Source organism: Paenibacillus sp. LjRoot153, assembly GCF_964253085.1.
In the GTDB taxonomy this organism is placed as follows: Bacteria; Bacillota; Bacilli; order Paenibacillales; family NBRC-103111; genus Paenibacillus_E.
This window is the reverse complement of the sequence record NZ_CAXUQH020000001.1, coordinates 870844-890560: the sequence shown is the minus strand read 5'-3', so window position 1 is coordinate 890560 and position 19717 is coordinate 870844. Positions and strand designations below refer to the sequence as shown.

The window sequence follows — 19717 nt, the reverse complement described above, 5'->3', positions numbered from 1 at the left end:
CATTGCCTAATCCCTCCCCTTTTTACGCGCCAGATAGAGGAAGAAGGGCACACCAATCAGAGCAATAATGGAACCTATCGGCGTCTCAAATGGCGGATTCACCATGCGGGCTCCGACATCAGCCATCACGACTAACAACCCGCCTAGTACAGCTGAGGTTGGAATGATCCAACGATAGTCAACGCCAACAAGATAGCGAACAATATGAGGAATGATTAGACCAATAAATCCAATAGCTCCTACCGTTGCCACCGCTGCGCCAGCAAGGACAAGAACCAGCACGAATGCTGCTAGTTTAACAAGCCCCGTCCGTAAACCGAGTCCCGTTGCAACATCTTCTCCCATGCTTAACAGCGTAATCCAAGGTGAGATGAAAAACGCACAGATTAATGCACCAAGAATCCAAGGTGCCATAATATCAACTTGCAACCACTTCGTACCAGCAACCCCTCCTGCAAACCAAAAAGCGAGATCCTGACCAATATGGTAGAAAATCGCAATCCCTTCGCTGAGCGCCAGAAGTAAAGCACTGACAGCGGATCCTGCAAGAACGATTCGAACAGGTGTTACGCCACCCTTCGCCATTGCACTAATGCCGTATACAAGCCCCGTTCCTATTGCAGCACCGAGGAAAGAAAAAAGAATGACATAATGAAATGGCAGTTGCGGTAAAAAGGCAAAACACAGGGCAAGCATAAAGCCTGCACCTGCGTTGATACCGAGAATACCCGGGTCCGATAACGGATTGCGTGTTACACCTTGCATAATCGCCCCTGCTACAGCAAATGCAGCCCCAACTAAAGCTCCAGCGATTGCTCGCGGAAGCCTTAATTGTTGGATGATCAAATGCTGAGTCGAATCAGCATTAAATTGAAAGACGGCTTGCCATACCTCGCCGAAGGAGATATCCGCTGCCCCAACCGAAATGGAGGCAATCAGGCTGATCAGCAACATGGCCAGTCCACCAAAAATAATGACTGTTGCAGCTAGTGGACGGGATTTCAATGGAGGATGGATTGCGGGAACTTGACTTTTTGAACCCGTCATACCCTAACCCCCCATTATTTAATGACTTTAACGATATCGTCCATCACGCGCTCGCCAGCGATTACACCGTTGTACAACCAGCTGCTCTTCGTGTCCATCTCGAATACTTTGCCTGATTTAACAGCAGGAACGTTCTTCCAAAGCGGATCTTCCAGGTTCCCAGCTTGACCTTTATCACTGTTAACCAAGAAAACGTAGTCTGCATCCAACTGCGCAAGTTTCTCTAAGGAAATCGGTGTCCAGTTCGCTTTAGCATCTGGTAAGACAGCTAGAATATTAGGCATTTTCAAACCAAGATCGCCATAAGCAACCGCGCCGCTAGCTACTTTACCGTTAACAACAAAGAAAGATTTGTTCGTTAACCAAAGGATCGCGACCTTTTTATCACCAATAGATGATGAAAGCTTCGCTTTTGTTTCTGTTACTTTTTGATCATATTTCTTCAATGCGGCATTCGCTGCATCTGACTTGTTAAGAATTTCGCCCATTTTCAAAAGCGTCTTTCGGAAGTCAGCAGTTACTTCGCTGCCTAGTACGAATGTCGGTACGACTTTGGAGTACTGCTCGTATAGACCTTTTTCAACAGCAGACTCGCTGCCGACGATCATGAAATCAGGAGTTGCTTTCAAGACGGATTCAACCGGAAGATCATAACCAATCGTTGGCACGCCAGCAAGTTGTGTTTGTAGGTAGTCTTGAACAGTTGCTCCTTTGACAGACCACTGAACAACTGGTTTAACACCAAGTGCAAGAAGCGGATCTTCCAAGTAGGAAGCGATAACCGCTTTCGGGTTAGCTGGAACCTTAACATCGTGACCCATGCTATCTTTTACAACTTTATCAACAGCTGGCGCCGGTGTTACCGTCGCTGCTGCAGTAGCTGCCGGAGCAGTTGAAGTTACGGGTGTTGTTGTTGTGCTTGCTGCATCTTTGTTACTTCCGCAAGCTGTTGCGAGTAGAGCTGCCGCGCACACTGAAAGGACAGTAGATGTAACTTTAGTAGTTTTTTGTTTATTAAAACGTAGCACGGTGGACCCTCCTGAGTATCTATTTATGTATGATATTGATTCTCAATTAATAATAATGAAAATGATTATCATTGTCAACATATTCAGATATATCCCAGTATTTTCTTATTCTTGTGAATTACCTTGAGTGCCTCACGTACACTTAGAGGTGATAAATCATGGCTAGCAACAAAGGATTGTACGGCCTCAGCATCCGTCTTGGAATACTCGCGCAGTGCCCATCCAATCGCTTTGCGGATGAAGAACTCCTTCGAGTGAGCCATCGTCGTAATACAGTGAAACAGCAGCGGCACGTCGGTCTTCTTTTTATACTTCAACTGAAAAAGAATAGCGGTTCGCTGCAGCCACATGTTATTGGAAGCTAGCCATTTCTCTATATAAGCGGGAATTAGCTCGGGAAATCGTTGGAGATGAAAACCAATCAAGTGATCCGCAATCGTATCTACGGTATCCCACCAGGATTGGGTTACGATGTAATGCTCCAGCACGTCAATGTGCTCAGCGTTCACTGTTTTTCTAACTTGCAGAAGCATCAAAATAGCCGTATAAGCAAATTCACGCTCAGGCAATTGCCACAGTTCCTGGGCGATGCGAACGCCCTCCTCCCCTTTCGGCAAACCATGTTCCTTCGTGAATTGTTTGGTCAGTGCCACACGTTCTGGATTTCGAATACCGAGGAATGGAAAATGATTCTTCATATACGCTTCCATACTTATTGCATTTTCCTTGTTCGCATGCGATCTAAGCCATTTCTCCAAGTCATTCGTGTATGGGGATGTCATCGTGAAAGTGCCTCCTTTTAGCTATCTCCTATGCGCTTATTGTAGCAATTCGCTAGCAATTCGGGTATGCTATTAGCAGAATTTTAATAGAGAAGATGAATAGGATCGGTGAGAAACATGACGTATAAATTAGTTGCTGCTGACTTGGATGATACGCTGCTGCGTGATGATTTGACGATTTCACAAGAGACGGTTGAGGCTATGCATCAAGCTGTTGCCAAAGGGGTAACGGTCACCATCGCCACAGGAAGAAGCTTCCCTTCTGCTGCCAAAATTGCCAATCGCATCGGGCTCAACGTCCCCATCATTACGTATCAAGGGGCTTTGATTAAAAATTTGCTAGACGAGAAAGTCCTGTACGAGCGCACTGTGCCTGTCGAGAGTGCCCGCTTCCTGCTTGATTACTGCGAGAAGAACAACTATCATCTTCAGCTTTACCATGGGGATGAGCTTTATGCAGCTGAGGATAACGATAAGATTAAAAAATATGTGAGCTTGTCCAAGACACCTTATATTATTGGTGATTTGCGCCAATGGATCCATATCCCGCAGCCAAAACTGTTGATCGTGGATACACCGGAGGTTTGTGACCAAATCCGTGAGGAACTGCTCCCTCTACTGGGTGATAAGCTGCATATTACGAAATCCAAGCCGCACTATTTGGAGTTCATGCATAAGGAAGGTACGAAGGGACATGCGATCACGTTCCTTGCTGAGCACATCGGATGCTCATTAGATGAAGTAATTGCACTAGGCGATGCATGGAATGATCGGGAAATGCTTGAAGTCGCAGGACTCGGCGTTGCCATGGAGAATGCCCTGCCTGAGCTTAAAGCGTTGGCGAACTTCGTGACAAAGAGCAATAACGAGGATGGCGTGAGGCATGTGCTGGAGACGTTTGTTTTGGCGGAGTAATTGATGGGGTAAGCATAATGAGAAAAAGAGGTCCTTGGGGACCTCTTTTTTTTATGGACAAAAAATAACTTATAATTCCAATGTCATAAATGAACTTAGCGGGTCATCCGTGTAATTCGCGAACGGTTTGCAGTAGGAAAACCCAAAATTTTCATATAGCTTTCTAGCTGGTTCGAATGCTTCCATGGAGCCTGTTTCCAAGCTTATTCGCGTATAGCCGCGTTGCTTCGCTTCATTAATAATGTGTTCAAGAATTCGCTTCGCGACTCCTTTTCTGTGATGTGCGGAGGAAGTTCGCATTGATTTTAACTCGCCATGTTGACTATCCAACTCTTTAAGAGCCCCGCAACCAACTATTTCTCCTTGTTCCCAACCACTCCAAAATGTCACATCTGGCTTTTTCAATCCATCCAGATTTAGGGCATGCGTACTCTCAGGCGGGGATAATGATTGCATATGTAGAAGATGCTCCATTATGAGCGCTCTTACTTCCGGACCGGATAAATCGTCTACTTTAATCTCCAAACTTACCACTCCTCTGTCTCTAATTTTTATTGACTAGAATACAACATTACAATGGTCAGTTCAACTGTTCTTGGGTTTCTGCACAACATGAGGTGCAAGGATTGTGCACTGTGACAATGCATCTATAGGTACTGGACAGTATGGTTATTGGTATGAGAACATGAGTTATCAGTATTAATGTAAGCGCTATCCCTAGCTTTAAGAGCATAAAGATTTCATGAGATTAATATCCATACCCATGAGGCAAAAAGGAGCGTGAATCCGATGTTCGATGGAGCGTTACTCCAAGATAAAGTAATTCTGATTACTGGCGGCGGCACAGGGCTTGGCCGCGCGATGGGTGAGAAATTCTTGTCGCTCGGAGCTAAGCTGGCTATCACGAGTAGACGAGAAGAAGTGCTCGCGAAAGCAGCGGCCGAAATGAGCACTGACGGCGGGGATGTATTCTACCATCCCTGCGATGTACGTGATCCGCAGCAGGTTGCTGCCATGATCACGGCCGTGGAACAGCACTTCGGTCGCATCGACGTGCTGATCAATAATGCGGCAGGCAACTTTGCCAGCCCGACCGAGAACTTATCACCGCGAGCCGTCGATGCGGTGCTGAATATTGTGCTCCACGGGACGTTCTACACCACGCTTGCGCTAGGTAAAAGGTGGATCGAGCAAGGTGTAGGAGGTACGATGCTGAACATCGTCACCTCCTACGCCTCCACCGGATCCGCCTTTGTTGTGCCATCCGCCGCCGCGAAGGCCGGCGTGCTTGCCCTTACCCGCTCACTCGCCGTCGAGTGGGCGCGGTACGGGATCCGGCAAGTCGCGATCGCGCCGGGGCTGTTCCCGACCGACGGCGCGTGGAGCCGATTGGCTCCCACGCCCGAGCTGTCGCAGAAGCTCTTGAACCGCGTCCCGCTGGGGCGCGTTGGGGAAAAAGATGAGCTGGCGAACCTCGCCGCTTATCTGATTTCGGACTTCGCCGGGTATATTAACGGCGAAGTGATCACGATTGATGGCGGCGAGTGGTTGCAAGGCGCCGGGCAGTTCAACGACCTGCTCGAGGTGACCGATGAGCAGTGGGTTTCGCTTGCGGAGATGACGCGCAAAGGGAAATCGTAGCGTTGGATAAGCTGTAAGGAGCTCGATGTGGTGACTCGTCTCGCTCGATTGGAGCATTAACAGGAAAAACTACATCTAATTCCAAGCTATTCGGCTGAATTAGTGAAATAAATGGAAAAGACACATCTAATTTACCAGATAATTAGGGTTTCATTGAAAATGACCAAAAATAGATGGAGAAAATCCAGTTATCTTCCATTTTTGATGAAATTGGACAGAAATAGCTGGATATTTTCCAGCTATTTCGTTTGCGAGCACTTTTTTCTAGTCTTGTTCTACTCTTTTGATACTCTTCTGCTGCTCCGATTATGGTCCACTTCTACTCATCAGCTACTCTTTAACTCTCCGACTAATTTTTTGCTACTTTTAAGTTACTTTTTTTCCCATTCTACCCTTCTCCACTTATGCTTCAAATTCTTATTTTCACACTTCTTCCGATTCAATAAACAGGCATACAGATGCAAAACTTTGCATCTGTATGCCTGTTTGGAATCACTATCGAAACGCTCTTCACGTTTCCCCACCCTGTAGTGTTGAAATTTTTCACCACAGCAAGGTGGGCAGCTAAACTACCCCTTCACAGCACCAGCCGTCATCCCCTTCATAATCTGCTCCTGGAACAACAAGAACACGACAATCGTTGGAAGCACCGCAATCGCTAGTGCAGCCATCGTCAATTCGTAATCGGTCATATACCCAGTTGCGAAGGCAGATAAGCTTAGCGGTACGGTTTTGAGTGCAGGCTTACTAATAAAGACTAGGGCAAATGCGAAGTCGTTCCAGAACCGTAGAAAGCCAAGAATGGCAACGGTTGATAGCGCAGGTACACTTAGCGGGAGCATCATGCGGAAGAAAATGCCCCAATAGCCCGTACCATCAATCAGCGCGGCTTCTTCGATTTCTTTTGGAATACTGACTAAGTACGCTGCTACTATGAAGATCGCTAATGGTAACTCAAATGCGACATAGGGCAATATTAGTGCGCCGTACGTGTTCAGCAGCCCTATTTTTTTCATGATAATAAATAGTGGTACGAGTGTGCTATGAATCGGAATGAGCATGCCTAGCAGGAACAATCCTGTAAAAAAAGCCTTTAATTTAAACTCAAACCGCGCGATCACAAAGGCTGCCAATGCGCCTAGAATCAGCGTTAACACTAAGGAAGCCACCGTCACAACGGTAGAGTTCCACAAGGAGAGTCCCATTCCCGAAACTTTCCATGCGCGAACTAGGTTATCCCACTTCCAGACGGTTGGCAGCAGAAAAGGCCGGGAATAAAACTCTTCATTTGATTTAACGGCACTAATAAATAGCCATATTAATGGATACAACGTGACCAGGGCATACAACGAAAGAACGGCATTGATGGCACCGCGCGTCCATACTTTACGTTGTTTAGCTCCAGCGGGAAAACCCGTTTGCATCGCTACAACCTGCTTCATAGCTGTCCCTCCTGACGAATTAGCATTAAAGGTATTAACGATAGTCTCGCTTCATGAGATATTGACTGCCCACGATCAGTAGCAGGCTAAGAATAATAATCGCTGTGGATAGTGCACTACCGAATCCGAAGCGATACACATTAAAGGTACTGTTATACATATAGGAAGCCAGCAATTCCGTGGAATGCGCAGGGCCGCCGCCTGTCATGACATAAATGAGATCGAACGCCTTCAGAGATCCCGAAATACAAAGCACGATCGCAACCTTCACCGTATCCCAAATCATTGGCAGTGTGACAGCAAATAACTTACGAACCGGTCCGACGCCATCCAGCTGGGCAGCATCTTCAATTTCAGGAGAAATATTTTGTAATGCAGCAATGAACATAATCATATAAGGACCAATATAATTCCAGATGATCGGCACCATCAGTGCGAACATCGATACTTTCGGATCAGAGAGCCAAGCTTTCTTCCAACTATCAAGGCCAACCCCATCAAGCAAGAAGTTCAGAATACCGATTTGCGGGTGGTAGATGTATCCCCAGATAATCCCGACAACGACAGAGGACAATACCATGGGCATAAAGACTGAAGCACGAATGATTCGTTGAAAAGGCGTGCTGCGCATCAAGAGAAGCGCTAGGATCATCGCTATCGGCACTTGCCCAAAGACAGAAGCGGCAACGATAAGCATGTTATTTTTAAAAGCTTTCCAAAAGATCGGATCTGTAAATACTTCGATATAGTTATCCATCCCAATAAACTTCGCTGCACCAATGCCTTTCCAGTCAAAAAAGCCATAGTATGCCGACCAGAACAGCGGAACGACAACAAAAAACAAATAGATGATTAAGGCTGGAAGGAGCCCTATGGTAATGAATCCTCTCATTCTTGCGGACACGTTCATGATGCCCCTCCTTGTAAGCTTTTTTTGGAAAAAAGGCTCCAGCCGAGCTGAGGCTGGAGTCCTTTGGCCTAAACCTTATTTGCCGAGCGCTTTCGCTTGCGCATCTTGTACTTTCTTAGCAATTTCCTCTGGCTTACCGCCCATCAGAAGCTCTTGAAGTCCATTGTTTACTACATCTGCGCTTGATGAGCTCAGTCTGCCATCGTAGACAGGCGTCATTTTCACGGTGCCCATCATTTTGTAGACTTCTGCGAATAAGGAAGATACTTTCGTTGTATCCAAAGCAACTTTATAACTTACGAGCTGGTTGCTTTCCAAAATCGCTTTCTGTGCTTCAGGACCGGACAAAGCATAAATCAATTCATAAGCAGCTGCTTTTTGCGCGCCAGTTACTTTTTTGCTCATACCTAGACCTGTTCCAACAACACCCGATAAGGTATTCGGATCGCCCTTACCATTCGGTACGGAAGGCAATACGGTAACTGCCATGTTCGCTAGTGCTTCTTTGGAACTGTTCGATGCTAGGTTCGGCAAAGCCCAACCACCATCAATCATCATCGCTGCTTTTCCTTGTGCAAACATTTGCTCCATCTGCGTGTTATCAATGCTGTTGAAACCTGCTTGGAAAGCACCGGCTTTGCCAAGCTGTTGCAGATACGTCAGAGATTGAACGAATTCTGGATCCGTGAACTTCGCGCCATTTTGATCAACAGCTTTCAAGAACCACTCCGTTCCTGTCACACGGTCAGCCAATGAACTTAAGATACTGGATTGTGCTACCCAAGCTGCTTTATTTCCAAGCGCAATTGGCGTCACGTTGTTCTTTTTGAACGTTTCCACCAGCTTCATCATGTCATCCCATGTTTTTGGCGGTTGTACATTATATTTGTTGAAGATTTCTTTGTTGTAATAAAGGATAGATGTTGGCGATAAGGCCATTGGAGCTGCGTACGTTTTACCAGAGATGGAGAAATCATCGAACGATCCTGGCATAAAGTTGTTTTTCCATTCTGTTTTACTATCAAGAAGCTCATTAATCGGTTGGATCAAGTCACCACCGACGAACTCTTTCGTCATCACACCTGGCCACATAACGAACAGATCCGGCATTTCATTCGCTGCTGCTACGGTTTTCAAACGCGGGCGGTACCCATCGGGTGGTATCCCTTGAATATCCAACTCCACGTTCGGATGATCCTTCTTGAATTTTTCCATATATTCGCGCATGGTTTTGGCGCGTAAATCTTCGCCCGTATAGTTATGCCAAATGGAAAGCTTTACTTTCTCACCAGGCTTCGCTGTCTCTGTTTTAGCTGGTGCCGTGCTGCCTTGTGCCCCATCTGTAGTTCCATTCGACCCACAACCTGCTATCAACGAAAGTGACATCGCAGCCGCCAGTGTAACGATAAATGACTTTTTCATTCGTTCGGACCTCCTAAAAGTTTCGTAGCAACTAGCTCCTTTACTTGCAAGCGCTCTTCGTTACTCCTTTAGTATAGGGGACATTTGTCTGCCAAGGTACGGGAGAGACTTCGGTGCGAAGGGGGACATAATTCAGTCTTTGCCACCTTGTCGAAATTCTGATGGTGTTCTTCCCGTGTACTTTTTGAACTGCTGAGTAAAATATTTGATATCCTCATAACCCACTCGTCTAGCAATATCGCTCACTTTCATTTGTGTGCTCTGTACAATATCCGTGGCTAGCTTCATACGTTCCCGAGTAACAAACTCAATATAGGTGCAGCCGGTCTCCCGCTTGAATACCTCACTGAAATGATTAGGATTGATATGGACGAAACCTGCAACTTGCTGGAGTGAAATCGGCTGATGCAGATTATCCCGAATGTACGCAATCGCCTTATGGATGTACGCATACTTATTCTGATCGAGTCCTTGATGGAAGATGTTCATGATTGCTGACAGCACCTTGAATACTTCCTCTTCAGGACGGCCTTCCCCCTCCAGCTTAGAGAGTGCGCTTAGTGCCGATAAATCCTGCTGTGTCGTACTGGCTCTCTCTAACCAACGGTGACCGGCTACCACCAGCGACTGTATATACCCTTGGACGGAAAGCGGTGTAGCCGCAGTATCTTCCATCTGTGTGCGAACCTTGTGATTGACCCAGTGTCTCAGGTCCGTCGCATTATCATTCATGAGAATCGCCGCAAGCTCTGACTCCTCTTTCTCCGTGCAAACTGTTCGACTCCCGCTTCGATCTCGAATATCTTGGGGAGTGTACAGTCCAGTTGAGCCTAGCAGTCCCTGGTAGGCGAAAACTTCCTTGGCAGCACGATAGGACTCGCGCAGACCCTCATCATCGTGCGCAACGGGTCCAAGCGCAGCGAAAACAGCGCATTTCAGTGTTTCGGTGACACGTTGAAGCGCCTTAAGAAGCCCCGCGGCATCCGTTACACCAACTTCGTATCGGACGACCAATATGAAATGATCCTTATTCATCAGCGTCACACAAGGGAGAAGCTCGTACAACATATTCTCTGCGGCTCCTTGCAGCAGATTAGCAAACGTTACCCAACCCGTACAAGATACAAGAAGCACCTGCCTTACAATCCCCAAGCCTTCCGCCGATGCCACGACATCGACGCCATTTTTGTGAAACCACTCGTGAAGTTGCGAGCGAGCCTCATCATCATTGTGCAAGCCACGATTCAAAGCCCTTTCCAGCAATTGTGAGCGCAGCGCGGCTTGTCTACGATTGTCCTGCTTCACTGACTCCCATTTATCCATGATATTCTGCTTCGCTTTCAGCGCAGCTTTAATGATTTCCTCCGGACGGCTGGTTTTCAGCAAATAATCCGTTACACCGCCGCGCAAAGCCTGCTGCGCATAGTTAAAATCATCATACCCCGTGAGAATAACAATCTCCGTATCCGGTAGAATTAGCTTTATTTCCCGGGCAAGTTCAATACCGTCCATCCCTGACATCCGAATATCAGTCAAAACTATATGCGGCTTCTCATGCGGAATACGCTCTAAAGCCTCTTCCGCTGATGAAGCTGCTGGCAGCAGCTCCAACCCAAGCTCTTTCCAATCAATCACGGTACATAGACCGGTCCGAATAATGACCTCGTCATCCACGATCAGAATTCTCATACCAACGACTCTCCCCTCTCACGCGGAATTAGGAATGTAATTCGAGTACCTGTTCCAAGTAGGCTTTCCAGAACTAGGCCTGCCCCCGCTCCATAATGCAGCAGCAACCTGCGATGAACATTAATGAGTCCATAGCTGGTCACAACTTTCTTCCTCTCTTCATCCGCTTCACTTCGAATACCGAGCTTCTGATTGGCCAAAGCCAGCTGTCCATGAATGTCTCTCAGCTTCGTTTCATCCATCCCGATTCCCGTATCCTCCACCACAAATTTCATATCATGCTCACGCAGCTCGCCATGAACATAGATGTGTCCTTTGGTTTTTTTCTTCTGAATGCCATGAATCAGACTATTTTCAATCAAGGGTTGAAGCAGCAGCTTTAGCATCACACTTTGCGTCATCGCAGGATCGATAAAGAACTCAATCTCGAACTGGTCTGGGAACCGAATCGCCTGAATATAGGCATAGTTCTGTGCATGGGATACCTCTTGCTGAACAACACAAAACTCCTCCCCCTTATTTAAGCTAAAACGCAAGAAATCGCTGAGCGCACCGACCATCTCGGCAATTTGTCGATCCTTATTCATCAAGGCAATCCAGTGAATAGACGACAATGTGTTATATAAAAAGTGCGGATTAATCTGTGCTTGCAGCGCCATAATATCCGCCTCCTTCTTCATCGCTTCGTTAAGCTGAACTTGATCCTTCAGACGACTGATACGATCACTCAACTTATTGTAGCTGTGAACCAGCAGACCAACCTCATCCACGCTTTTCACTTCAAACGTAGGAATCGTCTCATCAGGATTCAGGTCTTTTAAATATTTGGTCAATTTCATGAGCGGATTCGTTACCCATCGCAAGAAATAAATAACCAGCGCCATCGCCAGCAAGAGCGCAATGAGGATGGTAACAGCCGTTACAGTCAGAACGAAGCCATTTTGCTTTTGATAAATCTCGGTCGGAATGAAACCGACTAGCTGCCAACCCACACGCGGAAGTCCGTTGTAGAGAACTGTATAGGGATGCATCCCTTGCAGCACACTCGAGACACCGCTCGTTTCCTTATGTCCCTGTAAGCCCGGGAATACATCGGCCATATTTTGCATTAACCACTTGGGATCTCCACCAGCAATGATGCGATTGCTCGCGTCTACCAGCACTACAAATCCACTTGATTCCCAGCCCGCTTCCGTCAAATAATGTTCAATCTCCGCTTGATCTAGGGAAAAGGATAAGGTGCCCAATGTTTTGAACAGGCTGAAATCCCGAATCGGTCGAACCAATGAAATCACCTTTCGCAAACCATCGGAGGTTTGAATGTCATAGAGCGGTGACCACCATTTGGGAGCGGATTTATACACGGTTTCGTACTGCTGCAAAAGTGGCGCTAATCCTGAATTCATGATCGTCGTAGTAAATAACGCAGGATTGCTGTTTTTCGGCGTAATCGTAATGTTGGCAATATACTTTTTCGAATAGGATAAGTTCCATAAGGTCGCGATAAGCTGCGAGTATAAATTGATATCGCTTTCTTCCTTGCCTAGGTAAGACTGAACATCCCGCTGACCGATCAGAAAGATCGACATGTTCTCGACGTCCTGAATAACAAAATCAAGCTTATCTGTCATCTGCTTCAGGGTATTCATCCCTGCTTGCTTCGCTTTATCCTCCGTCACTGAGGTTGCAATCCGATAGGAGACCGTTCCCATCGTAAGTAATGGCAATACAACAGCGAATAAAATAAGCAATGAGAGCTTGCGATTGAGTGATTTGGCAAACCACCGCTTCATAGGAAATCCTCCATTCTTCTAGCGATCCATCTTCTGGCAACACTTAGCATTCCACATACCTTGATCTTTTTACCATAGTATCATGAGCGATACTGGAAAATCATACTTTTTTTCAGTCTAACAAACTTTTTGTTTGACATTCGAAAAGTTTGTGATACCATTTTGCTCAGAATAACCTACAACCTGTAAGGGGGGATCACCGGTATGGAATCCATTCAGGATGAATTCGTATTTTTGACCGATTTGGTGACTGGCCTTGCCGCTCAATTCGGCGAGAACTGCGAGGTCGTACTACACGATTTGACGGGGTCATATGAAAGCTCCATCGTCGCCATTGCAAACGGTCACATCACGGGACGCAAGGTCGGAGATCCCGGCACGAATCTTGGTCTTGAGCTGCTGCGAGGCAATCATGTAAACGGCAACAAATTTAACTATTTGACCCAAACGAAGGACGGCCGCATTCTGCGCTCCAGCTCGATGTATATGAAAAATAAAGCAGGTAAAATCATCGGTTCACTCTGCATCAACATGGACATCACGGATCTTATGGTCGCTGAGAAAACGTTAAAAAACCTCATTAACCCTGCTGGTGAACAAGCCGAGGTGAGGGAATCGTTCGTTACGAGTGTTAGTGATCTGCTGGATGCACTCATTCAAGAAGCACAAGAGGTCATCGGCAAGCCTGTTGCCGTCATGACCAAAGACGATAAGATGCGAATGATTCAGCTTCTTGATGCCAAAGGTGCTTTTCTGATTAAAAAAGGCGGCGAGAAAATTTGCACGTATCTCAACATTTCCAAATATACCCTGTACAGCCATCTGGAAGAAGGCAAAAGTAATGCGAAAGAGAGTGAATCCTTATGACCATCTCCCTAGAAACGCCTTGCCTCATCATTGATACGGACATATTGGCTCGTAATATTGCAGTCATGGCTGAACGAGTCGGGCAACATCGCAGTGTGAAATTACGACCTCATGCGAAGACGCACAAGCTCCCATCGGTCGCTCAGCAACAAATTGACGCCGGTGCTATTGGTATCACTGTGGCGAAAGTGTCAGAAGCCGAAGTTATGGCAGCGCATGGGATTCGCAATATCTTCATCGCCTATCCCCTTGTGACGGCGAGCAAAATCGAACGTGCTATTCGCATTAGCGAGCAGATTGAGCTTATCGTTGGTGTGGACAGCTTAGCCGGTGCTCAGCTGATGGAGCAGATCGCGGCCAAGCAGGGTCATACGCTGCAGGTTCGGTTAGAGATTGACACCGGGCTGCGCAGAACCGGTGTGCCGTATGAGGCGGCCGCCGCGCTTGCCATGGAGATTGCGGGTATGCCGTACCTGCGGCTGACCGGCATCTACACGTTCCGCGGCGCCTTGCTTGCCGGCAAGCCCACGCTCGACGTGGCGGCCGCCGGTTTGGAAGAAGGTCAGCTGATGGTTGACCTCGCTGACCGCCTTAGAGCCGCGGGCATCGCCATCGCGGATGTCAGTGTGGGCTCGACGCCGACGGCACTGTATGCGGCGGCAGTTGAAGGGGTGACGGAAGTTCGTCCCGGCACCTACGTCTATCAAGACCGGATGCAGGCGCAGCTTGGCGTCTGCGAGCTCGATGACTGCGCTGGCAGCGTGCTTGTCACGGTCGTCAGCCGTCCTTCGGCGGATCTGGCGATCGTCGACGGCGGCAGCAAAACCTTCGCGACCGATGTGCAGCCAGGCACGCATCCCTTGCAGCTGCGCGGCTTCGGCCATATTCATGGCCTGGAAGATGCGCTTCTCGTGCGGATGACCGAAGAGCATGGCATGGTGGAGCTTGGCCCACTGGCGCAAGCCGCTGACCTGAAAGTCGGCGACCAGCTGCGCATTATTCCGAATCATATTTGCAGTACGGTTAACCTGCACAATCATGTTGTGATGCAGCGTGTTGACATATTTGAACGCGTGCCTGTGCTTGCACGAGGCATGCTGGAATAGTTGGAATAAATTTAGGAGGTGCCCCATCATGTTGGATCTTATTTTGAAAAACGGACGCATCGTCGATGGCACTGGTAATCCTTGGTTTGCTGGCGATGTTGGCATCCAAGGCAATAAAATCGTCGCTGTTGGTCAGCTTCAAGAGGATGCTTTGAAGGTCATCGATGTGAACAAGCAAGTGATCTCACCTGGCTTTATTGATGGCCATTGCCATTCCGATCTAATGATTTTCGATTATCCGCATAGTGAAATCAAAATGCGTCAAGGCGTTACGGCCGAAGTCGTCGGCAACTGCGGGCTTGCTCCTGCTCCCTTCGTGCCATCCCAAGCTGAGCTTCTCCAAAGTTATGTTCAGCCGGTGCTAGGTCAGACCAAATGGCAATGGCCATGGGAAACGGTTGCGGAATATATGGATGCCGTCGCGAGCTCACGTCCATCTGAGCATATGGCCACCTATGTGGCGCATGGCGCACTGCGTATTGCGGTGATGGGCTTCGCCAATCGGCCAGCAACTGGGCCCGAAATCGCACAGATGAAGGCAATGCTCGAAGATGGCCTGAAGGCCGGGGCAATTGGCTTCTCCATCGGGCTGCTCTACGCACCAGGCAGCTACACGAGCAAAGAAGAAATTGCGGAACTCTGCTCCGTTTTACCGAAATATAACGGACTATTCTCCACGCACATTCGCGGTGAAGGGAACAATCTGTTACCTTCTGTGAAGGAAGTCATTTGGATTGCCGAGAAAGCTGGCGTTTCCCTACACATCTCACATCTCAAAGCTGCAGGCAAGCGCAATTGGGGGCAAATCACCGATGCGCTGGAGCTGATTGAAGATGCACGCTCTCGTGGCATGGACGTCACTTGTGATGTGTATCCGTATAATGCAGGCTCCACCAGCTTAACGACGATTCTTCCTCCTTGGGTGCTCGAAGGCGGTATCGAGAGTGCGCTTGAAGTGCTGCGTGATCCTTCGCTTCGTGCCCGTGTTCGCGAAGAATTGAGCCACGAACAGACGACGTGGGACAACTTGGTTTGTTCCACAGGTTGGCAAAGCGTATTCCTTTCCGCTATGCACACGGAGCGCAATCGCCACCTCGAAGGCAAGCACCTTGCCGAGATCAGCGAAATTCGCGGGCAGGAGCCCGCGGAATGTATGATGGATCTCCTTTTGGAAGAAGAAGGCCGCATCTCCATCGTCTACTTCCATATGTCTGACGAAGATGTGAAGCAAGTTGTTGCTTACGATAAATCGCTCATTGCATCAGATAGTCTCACTTGTGATACTGGAAAGCCGCACCCACGCTTATACGGGACGTTCCCTCGTGTATTTGCGAAGTACGTCCGCGAAAATCGTATCTTGACCCTGGAACAGGCGGTACGCAAAGTGACGTCGTTCCCTGTTCAGCGCTTCAAGCTGGGTAAGCGAGGGCTGATTGTTCCTGGCTACATCGCTGATGTGGCGGTGTTCAATCCGGATACCATTCAGGATCATGCGACGTTCGAGAATCCGAGACAGTATCCGGATGGTATCTCGCATGTTGTTGTGAATGGCGCCTTATCGTTGACCGGCGGTCAACACACGCATGCACGAGAAGGCAGCTTTATTCGCGCACAGCATTGCTGTCGTCATTAATTTTTTAATAAAACCTAACTTTGACTTGGAGGTCATTCCTATGTCCGTTATTGAACAACGTTTGCAAGAGCTTGGTATCACGCTACCCCCATCCCCAGAACCGCGTTTCACGTATATTCCATGCAATCAAACAGGTAACTTGATCTACTTGTCCGGCCAAGATTGCCGTATCAACGGTGAGTTGATGTATGAAGGTAAACTCGGTCGTGAAGTCACCATTGAGCAAGGCCAAGAGGCTGCTCGTCAAACCATTATCAACTGCTTAGCGGTGATGAAAGGGTACCTTGGCGATTTGGACCGTGTTGTCAAAATCGTTAAAATGCTCGGCTTCGTCAACAGCGAATCTGGCTTTGGCGACCAGCCTTATGTGATCAACGGTGCATCCAATCTGCTCGTAGAGATCTTTGGCGAAAATGGCAAGCATGCCCGCTCCGCGATCGGCACGAGTGATCTACCTTTCCACACACCTGTGGAAATTGAGTTGATCGTTGAAATTCGCGACTAGGAATAGATGGAGCACGAACGCGCCCCTAACAAAAAAGGAACCTTAGACTTTAATAAGTCCGAGGTTCCTTTCCTTATAAACCCACTGCCGCGCCTCTTTCCAGCCGCAGAATCTGCTTCTCTCCGGTTTCAGCTAGCTCACGGAATTGGGTAATCGTTTCACGCATTTTCGGAAGCGCTTCTTGCTTATAGGTACTGATCGCCTGCAAGGCTTCAAAGCTGTCAGCGAATGCTTTTTTGAGTGATTCTGCTGAAATACTGGCCTCAATGGCGCCTTTGTGAATTTCCACACCTTGTTGCTTCAACATTTGTCCCGTATGTTCAATGAACGTATTCGTTGTATTGTACAAAGCATTAAGTTGTTTCAGCACCACTCGCTGATTGGCTAGCGCACTAGCCGCCGTAACCGCGACGCGCAGAGCTGCAACCGTTACTGTACTTGCACGATCCACCCCACGAATAAGTTCCTTATTATTTCGGATAACAACCTCGAAGGTAATGAAGCCTTGTTGATTGACCGCCATCATCGCTTGCATATCGAGCGTCCTCTGACGAAGTGGAAAAAGCACCTCTTCTGTAATGAATTGAATTTTCTCAGGGTCATCATTTCGGGCTTTGGCAAGGGCGATTTGAGCTTCAATGGATTCATCCATATAGGAAACCAACTGGATCTCCTTACGGAGCTTTTTGGTAAGATCACGCAGTGCATGCTGTTCGAGAAGAAGTGTCGTATTATCATCCTTCAACCCTAATTTCCCTTTACTTAGCGTCTCGATAATCTCGGCAATGACCATATCTGCCTTATCAAACTGATGGAAGTAGGATCGCAGTGGGTTAAAAAACTTCCCTAGAAACCCGCGTTTGACAAAGTCGATCCCACTTGGATCGAGGTCCTTCATTTGGAGGTGCAGCTCCCCTAATCCTTTGGCAACGATTCCTCCCTCGTCACCTGCCTTCGAAAGCTGCCCTATCGTTACTTGGAGTAAGGCATTTTTCTGTGAGGAGGCTCGCATCGTCTCGATACCGAAGTTTTCTACCGCAGCCAAAATATTTTTGCGTTTCTCCAGCGAATCGAGATCGATATCCATAATCGTCTGCACATTCTGTTCGGCTTGCGCTTTCAGCTTAACAACTTCCTCTGGAACAGGCTTCACTTGTTCCTCTACAACTGCTTTGAGCACCTCGTCGCCAGCAATTTCCATCGAGAATGACATCCTAACTCCCCCTCAAAAGGTAAATTAACCTTACATCTGGACGTTGAGCAAATTACTGATTTTATAAACAACATCATCCGTGTCCGCATTAATGCTCGCCGCCTCATTGATACTGGAAATACTCTGAAGTGCCGCAATATCGGCATTATAACCAATGGTATAGATGGGAATCTGCAACGTCTCGATCAATCCTCGAATGTCCTTCAAGGAATGTCCTGCATTGGTTTCCCCATCACTCAATACGAAGATGATCGGTTTCACGTTCGGATCTGCTGCCATATAGTCTTGCAGCATTTTCATTGCAACGGCAATGGCATCAAACGTCGCTGTTCCTCCCCCTGCTTGGAGCGTACCTACAGTACCCACAAACAGCGATTGCTGATTGGTATCGTACTTGGCAATGGGAAGATTGATCGTCACCCCATTCGAATAGGATACGAGACCAATTCTATTTTCCTTGCCAAGGTATTTCTGACCTTTGAGCAGCGACTCTTTCAATCGACTAATGGGTTTACCGTCCATGCTGCCAGATACATCCGTAACAAAAACAGCTGCAAGCGGCTTGCTTCCGTTCTTCTTTTCTTTCCAAACCTTTTGAGCAGAAGAAAGGGTATTTCCATCTATCGCAGGGAGTTCACTCTTGTAATTTTCGAGCCCATTAAACCCTTTATCCTTAGCTGTTTGTTGATATTTTGCCTGTGTAACAAATTCAGCAAATCGTTTAATCACATCAAGTTTCACGATCGGCAAATCACCAATGGCATAGAGTGGGCTATCGTGTCTATATCCAAAAGATGTAAACACGTAGTCATTCGTAAGCTCCGCCGCATTCTGGAAGGTCTGGTATTCCAGTACGAAGCCATCCAGCATCCCTGACTTCGCAGCATCTCGCATTTGAATGGTTGTAGATGCAATAAAGGGCACGTTCGTTTGAAATTTCTCAAATTCTAGAACGGCCTTCTCACTAATTGGGTTTTTATTATCAAATGTACTTAATGCTGTTATGAGAAAATTGAGACCGGTTGAACTCGCGAAAGGATCCGTATAGCCCATGGCAAATTCATTATTTGAAATAGCTTGCGTTACTGTACTTACATTGATGGATCCGTATTTGGCAACGAGGGCATCATATTTTTTCTTTGAAATCACAATACCAGGGACATTTCCTACCAGACTCTTGGTGACTAGTTGTATTTTCGGACCACCAGATTTGATCATTTCTCCCCATAACTCATTCGAAGGTGTAAAAGCATCTGGCACATACTTCCCTGACTTGATATAGTCCGTCGCCGTACCAGAAGCAATATTACGAATTTTTACAGAGGCCGTCTTCCCGTTAACCACAATCTGTGCTTTATTAAATTCATTCGCTACATCTGTTAACCAACCATCCACACCACTACCGGATTTCTCCGTCGAAGAGAAAATTTCTACGAAATAATCCGTCGTATTATTCACCGTAATTGGAAATTTCGAAATATCAGGCAGAGATGAAGCTACATCGGCTGGATTAATATCAATCTGTCCTTTCACTGGCGTTCCGTTCACCACTGAGATTTTCTCATTTAACTTGTTCAACTGCTTTACGGCACTCTCCGCTGTCACTTGCGTTTGGGATTTTCCAAAATTGGCTGTGAAAGAAACGCCAGCATATACACCGATAAATACAATAATGATTATAAGTAGCGATATAAAGAAGAACTTCGTTTTATTCATGTTTTGAG

17 protein-coding genes are annotated in these 19717 nt (G+C 47.3%); 6 read left to right on the top strand and 11 right to left on the bottom strand.

All coding sequences use genetic code 11. The annotated features are described in order from the left end of the window. Positions 1-6: 6 nt before the first annotated feature. The 3 genes from ACSQ8P_RS04055 to ACSQ8P_RS04045 all read right to left on the bottom strand — a co-directional run bounded on the left by ACSQ8P_RS04055 (position 7) and on the right by ACSQ8P_RS04045 (position 2857). Complete coding sequence (locus tag ACSQ8P_RS04055; RefSeq protein ID WP_436234003.1) at positions 7-1047, bottom strand: FecCD family ABC transporter permease; 1041 nt, start codon at positions 1045-1047, stop codon at positions 7-9. Between the two features lie 14 nt (positions 1048-1061). Next, a complete protein-coding gene (locus tag ACSQ8P_RS04050) occupies positions 1062-2075 on the bottom strand; it encodes an ABC transporter substrate-binding protein (RefSeq protein WP_436234002.1) in 1014 nt (337 codons plus the stop codon). Positions 2076-2158: 83 nt separating this feature from the next. Then, on the bottom strand, positions 2159-2857 hold the full coding sequence (locus tag ACSQ8P_RS04045) for a DNA alkylation repair protein (RefSeq protein ID WP_436234001.1): 699 nt from the start codon (positions 2855-2857) through the stop codon (positions 2159-2161). A 117-nt stretch (positions 2858-2974) separates the two neighbouring features. On the opposite strand from ACSQ8P_RS04045, the gene ACSQ8P_RS04040 reads away from it, so the two are divergent. Beyond that, the gene (locus ACSQ8P_RS04040; RefSeq protein WP_436234000.1) at positions 2975-3772 is read left to right on the top strand and encodes an HAD family hydrolase; all 798 of its coding nucleotides are present in this window, start codon (positions 2975-2977) and stop codon (positions 3770-3772) included. 69 nt (positions 3773-3841) lie between these two features. Here ACSQ8P_RS04040 and ACSQ8P_RS04035 read toward each other — a convergent pair whose 3' ends face one another. Next, positions 3842-4297, bottom strand: coding sequence for a GNAT family N-acetyltransferase (locus ACSQ8P_RS04035; protein WP_436233999.1), 456 nt, complete (start codon positions 4295-4297; stop codon positions 3842-3844). A gap of 264 nt (positions 4298-4561) precedes the next feature. On the opposite strand from ACSQ8P_RS04035, the gene ACSQ8P_RS04030 reads away from it, so the two are divergent. After that, a complete protein-coding gene (locus ACSQ8P_RS04030; RefSeq protein WP_436233998.1) occupies positions 4562-5413 on the top strand; it encodes an SDR family oxidoreductase in 852 nt (283 codons plus the stop codon). A gap of 569 nt (positions 5414-5982) precedes the next feature. Here the strand turns inward: ACSQ8P_RS04030 and ACSQ8P_RS04025 are convergent. From ACSQ8P_RS04025 to ACSQ8P_RS04005, 5 genes are all read right to left on the bottom strand, one after another. Then, positions 5983-6837, bottom strand: coding sequence for a carbohydrate ABC transporter permease (locus ACSQ8P_RS04025; protein WP_436239451.1), 855 nt, complete (start codon positions 6835-6837; stop codon positions 5983-5985). Between the two features lie 52 nt (positions 6838-6889). Beyond that, entirely contained in the window at positions 6890-7765 is an 876-nt protein-coding gene (locus ACSQ8P_RS04020) for a carbohydrate ABC transporter permease (protein WP_236292997.1), read from the bottom strand. A gap of 75 nt (positions 7766-7840) precedes the next feature. Beyond that, positions 7841-9187: an extracellular solute-binding protein gene (locus ACSQ8P_RS04015; protein ID WP_436233997.1), complete on the bottom strand. Its 1347-nt coding sequence runs from the start codon at positions 9185-9187 to the stop codon at positions 7841-7843. A gap of 132 nt (positions 9188-9319) precedes the next feature. Beyond that, on the bottom strand, positions 9320-10876 hold the full coding sequence (locus ACSQ8P_RS04010; protein ID WP_436233996.1) for a response regulator transcription factor: 1557 nt from the start codon (positions 10874-10876) through the stop codon (positions 9320-9322). Beyond that, positions 10873-12669, bottom strand: a complete 1797-nt coding sequence (locus ACSQ8P_RS04005; protein WP_436233995.1) for a cache domain-containing sensor histidine kinase — start codon at positions 12667-12669, stop codon at positions 10873-10875. Before ACSQ8P_RS04005 ends, ACSQ8P_RS04010 begins: the two co-directional genes overlap by 4 nt. Before the next feature lie 204 nt (positions 12670-12873). Here ACSQ8P_RS04005 and ACSQ8P_RS04000 point away from each other — a divergent pair, with 204 nt between their 5' ends. Genes ACSQ8P_RS04000 through ACSQ8P_RS03985 form a run of 4 tightly spaced genes read left to right on the top strand, consistent with a single transcriptional unit; the run spans position 12874 to position 16780 of the window. Continuing rightward, a complete protein-coding gene (locus tag ACSQ8P_RS04000; RefSeq protein ID WP_436233994.1) occupies positions 12874-13536 on the top strand; it encodes a helix-turn-helix transcriptional regulator in 663 nt (220 codons plus the stop codon). Then, positions 13533-14642, top strand: a complete 1110-nt coding sequence (locus ACSQ8P_RS03995) for an alanine racemase (protein WP_436233993.1) — start codon at positions 13533-13535, stop codon at positions 14640-14642. Before ACSQ8P_RS04000 ends, ACSQ8P_RS03995 begins: the two co-directional genes overlap by 4 nt. Before the next feature lie 28 nt (positions 14643-14670). Next, positions 14671-16275, top strand: coding sequence for an N-acyl-D-amino-acid deacylase family protein (locus tag ACSQ8P_RS03990; RefSeq protein WP_436233992.1), 1605 nt, complete (start codon positions 14671-14673; stop codon positions 16273-16275). A gap of 40 nt (positions 16276-16315) precedes the next feature. Further along, on the top strand, positions 16316-16780 hold the full coding sequence (locus tag ACSQ8P_RS03985; RefSeq protein ID WP_028557558.1) for a RidA family protein: 465 nt from the start codon (positions 16316-16318) through the stop codon (positions 16778-16780). 73 nt (positions 16781-16853) lie between these two features. Here ACSQ8P_RS03985 and ACSQ8P_RS03980 read toward each other — a convergent pair whose 3' ends face one another. Together ACSQ8P_RS03980 and ACSQ8P_RS03975 are read right to left on the bottom strand one after the other, a co-directional pair. Then, positions 16854-17993, bottom strand: a complete 1140-nt coding sequence (locus ACSQ8P_RS03980) for a toxic anion resistance protein (RefSeq protein ID WP_436233991.1) — start codon at positions 17991-17993, stop codon at positions 16854-16856. Positions 17994-18023: 30 nt separating this feature from the next. Next, on the bottom strand, positions 18024-19709 hold the full coding sequence (locus tag ACSQ8P_RS03975; protein WP_436233990.1) for a VWA domain-containing protein: 1686 nt from the start codon (positions 19707-19709) through the stop codon (positions 18024-18026). Positions 19710-19717 lie beyond the last annotated feature (8 nt).

What these genes read in the sequence shown, in the direction of transcription:
- ACSQ8P_RS04010 (WP_436233996.1), bottom strand. Translation starts at nt 10,876, where the DNA reads ATGAGAATTCTGATCGTGGATGACGAGGTCATTATTCGGACCGGTCTA.
- ACSQ8P_RS04025 (WP_436239451.1), bottom strand. Translation starts at nt 6,837, where the DNA reads ATGCAAACGGGTTTTCCCGCTGGAGCTAAACAACGTAAAGTATGGACG.
- ACSQ8P_RS03990 (WP_436233992.1), top strand. Translation starts at nt 14,671, where the DNA reads ATGTTGGATCTTATTTTGAAAAACGGACGCATCGTCGATGGCACTGGT.
- ACSQ8P_RS04015 (WP_436233997.1), bottom strand. Translation starts at nt 9,187, where the DNA reads ATGAAAAAGTCATTTATCGTTACACTGGCGGCTGCGATGTCACTTTCG.
- ACSQ8P_RS04020 (WP_236292997.1), bottom strand. Translation starts at nt 7,765, where the DNA reads ATGAACGTGTCCGCAAGAATGAGAGGATTCATTACCATAGGGCTCCTT.
- ACSQ8P_RS03995 (WP_436233993.1), top strand. Translation starts at nt 13,533, where the DNA reads ATGACCATCTCCCTAGAAACGCCTTGCCTCATCATTGATACGGACATA.
- ACSQ8P_RS04055 (WP_436234003.1), bottom strand. Translation starts at nt 1,047, where the DNA reads ATGACGGGTTCAAAAAGTCAAGTTCCCGCAATCCATCCTCCATTGAAA.
- ACSQ8P_RS04000 (WP_436233994.1), top strand. Translation starts at nt 12,874, where the DNA reads ATGGAATCCATTCAGGATGAATTCGTATTTTTGACCGATTTGGTGACT.
- ACSQ8P_RS04040 (WP_436234000.1), top strand. Translation starts at nt 2,975, where the DNA reads ATGACGTATAAATTAGTTGCTGCTGACTTGGATGATACGCTGCTGCGT.
- ACSQ8P_RS04045 (WP_436234001.1), bottom strand. Translation starts at nt 2,857, where the DNA reads ATGACATCCCCATACACGAATGACTTGGAGAAATGGCTTAGATCGCAT.
- ACSQ8P_RS03980 (WP_436233991.1), bottom strand. Translation starts at nt 17,993, where the DNA reads ATGTCATTCTCGATGGAAATTGCTGGCGACGAGGTGCTCAAAGCAGTT.
- ACSQ8P_RS04030 (WP_436233998.1), top strand. Translation starts at nt 4,562, where the DNA reads ATGTTCGATGGAGCGTTACTCCAAGATAAAGTAATTCTGATTACTGGC.
- ACSQ8P_RS03985 (WP_028557558.1), top strand. Translation starts at nt 16,316, where the DNA reads ATGTCCGTTATTGAACAACGTTTGCAAGAGCTTGGTATCACGCTACCC.
- ACSQ8P_RS03975 (WP_436233990.1), bottom strand. Translation starts at nt 19,709, where the DNA reads ATGAATAAAACGAAGTTCTTCTTTATATCGCTACTTATAATCATTATT.
- ACSQ8P_RS04005 (WP_436233995.1), bottom strand. Translation starts at nt 12,669, where the DNA reads ATGAAGCGGTGGTTTGCCAAATCACTCAATCGCAAGCTCTCATTGCTT.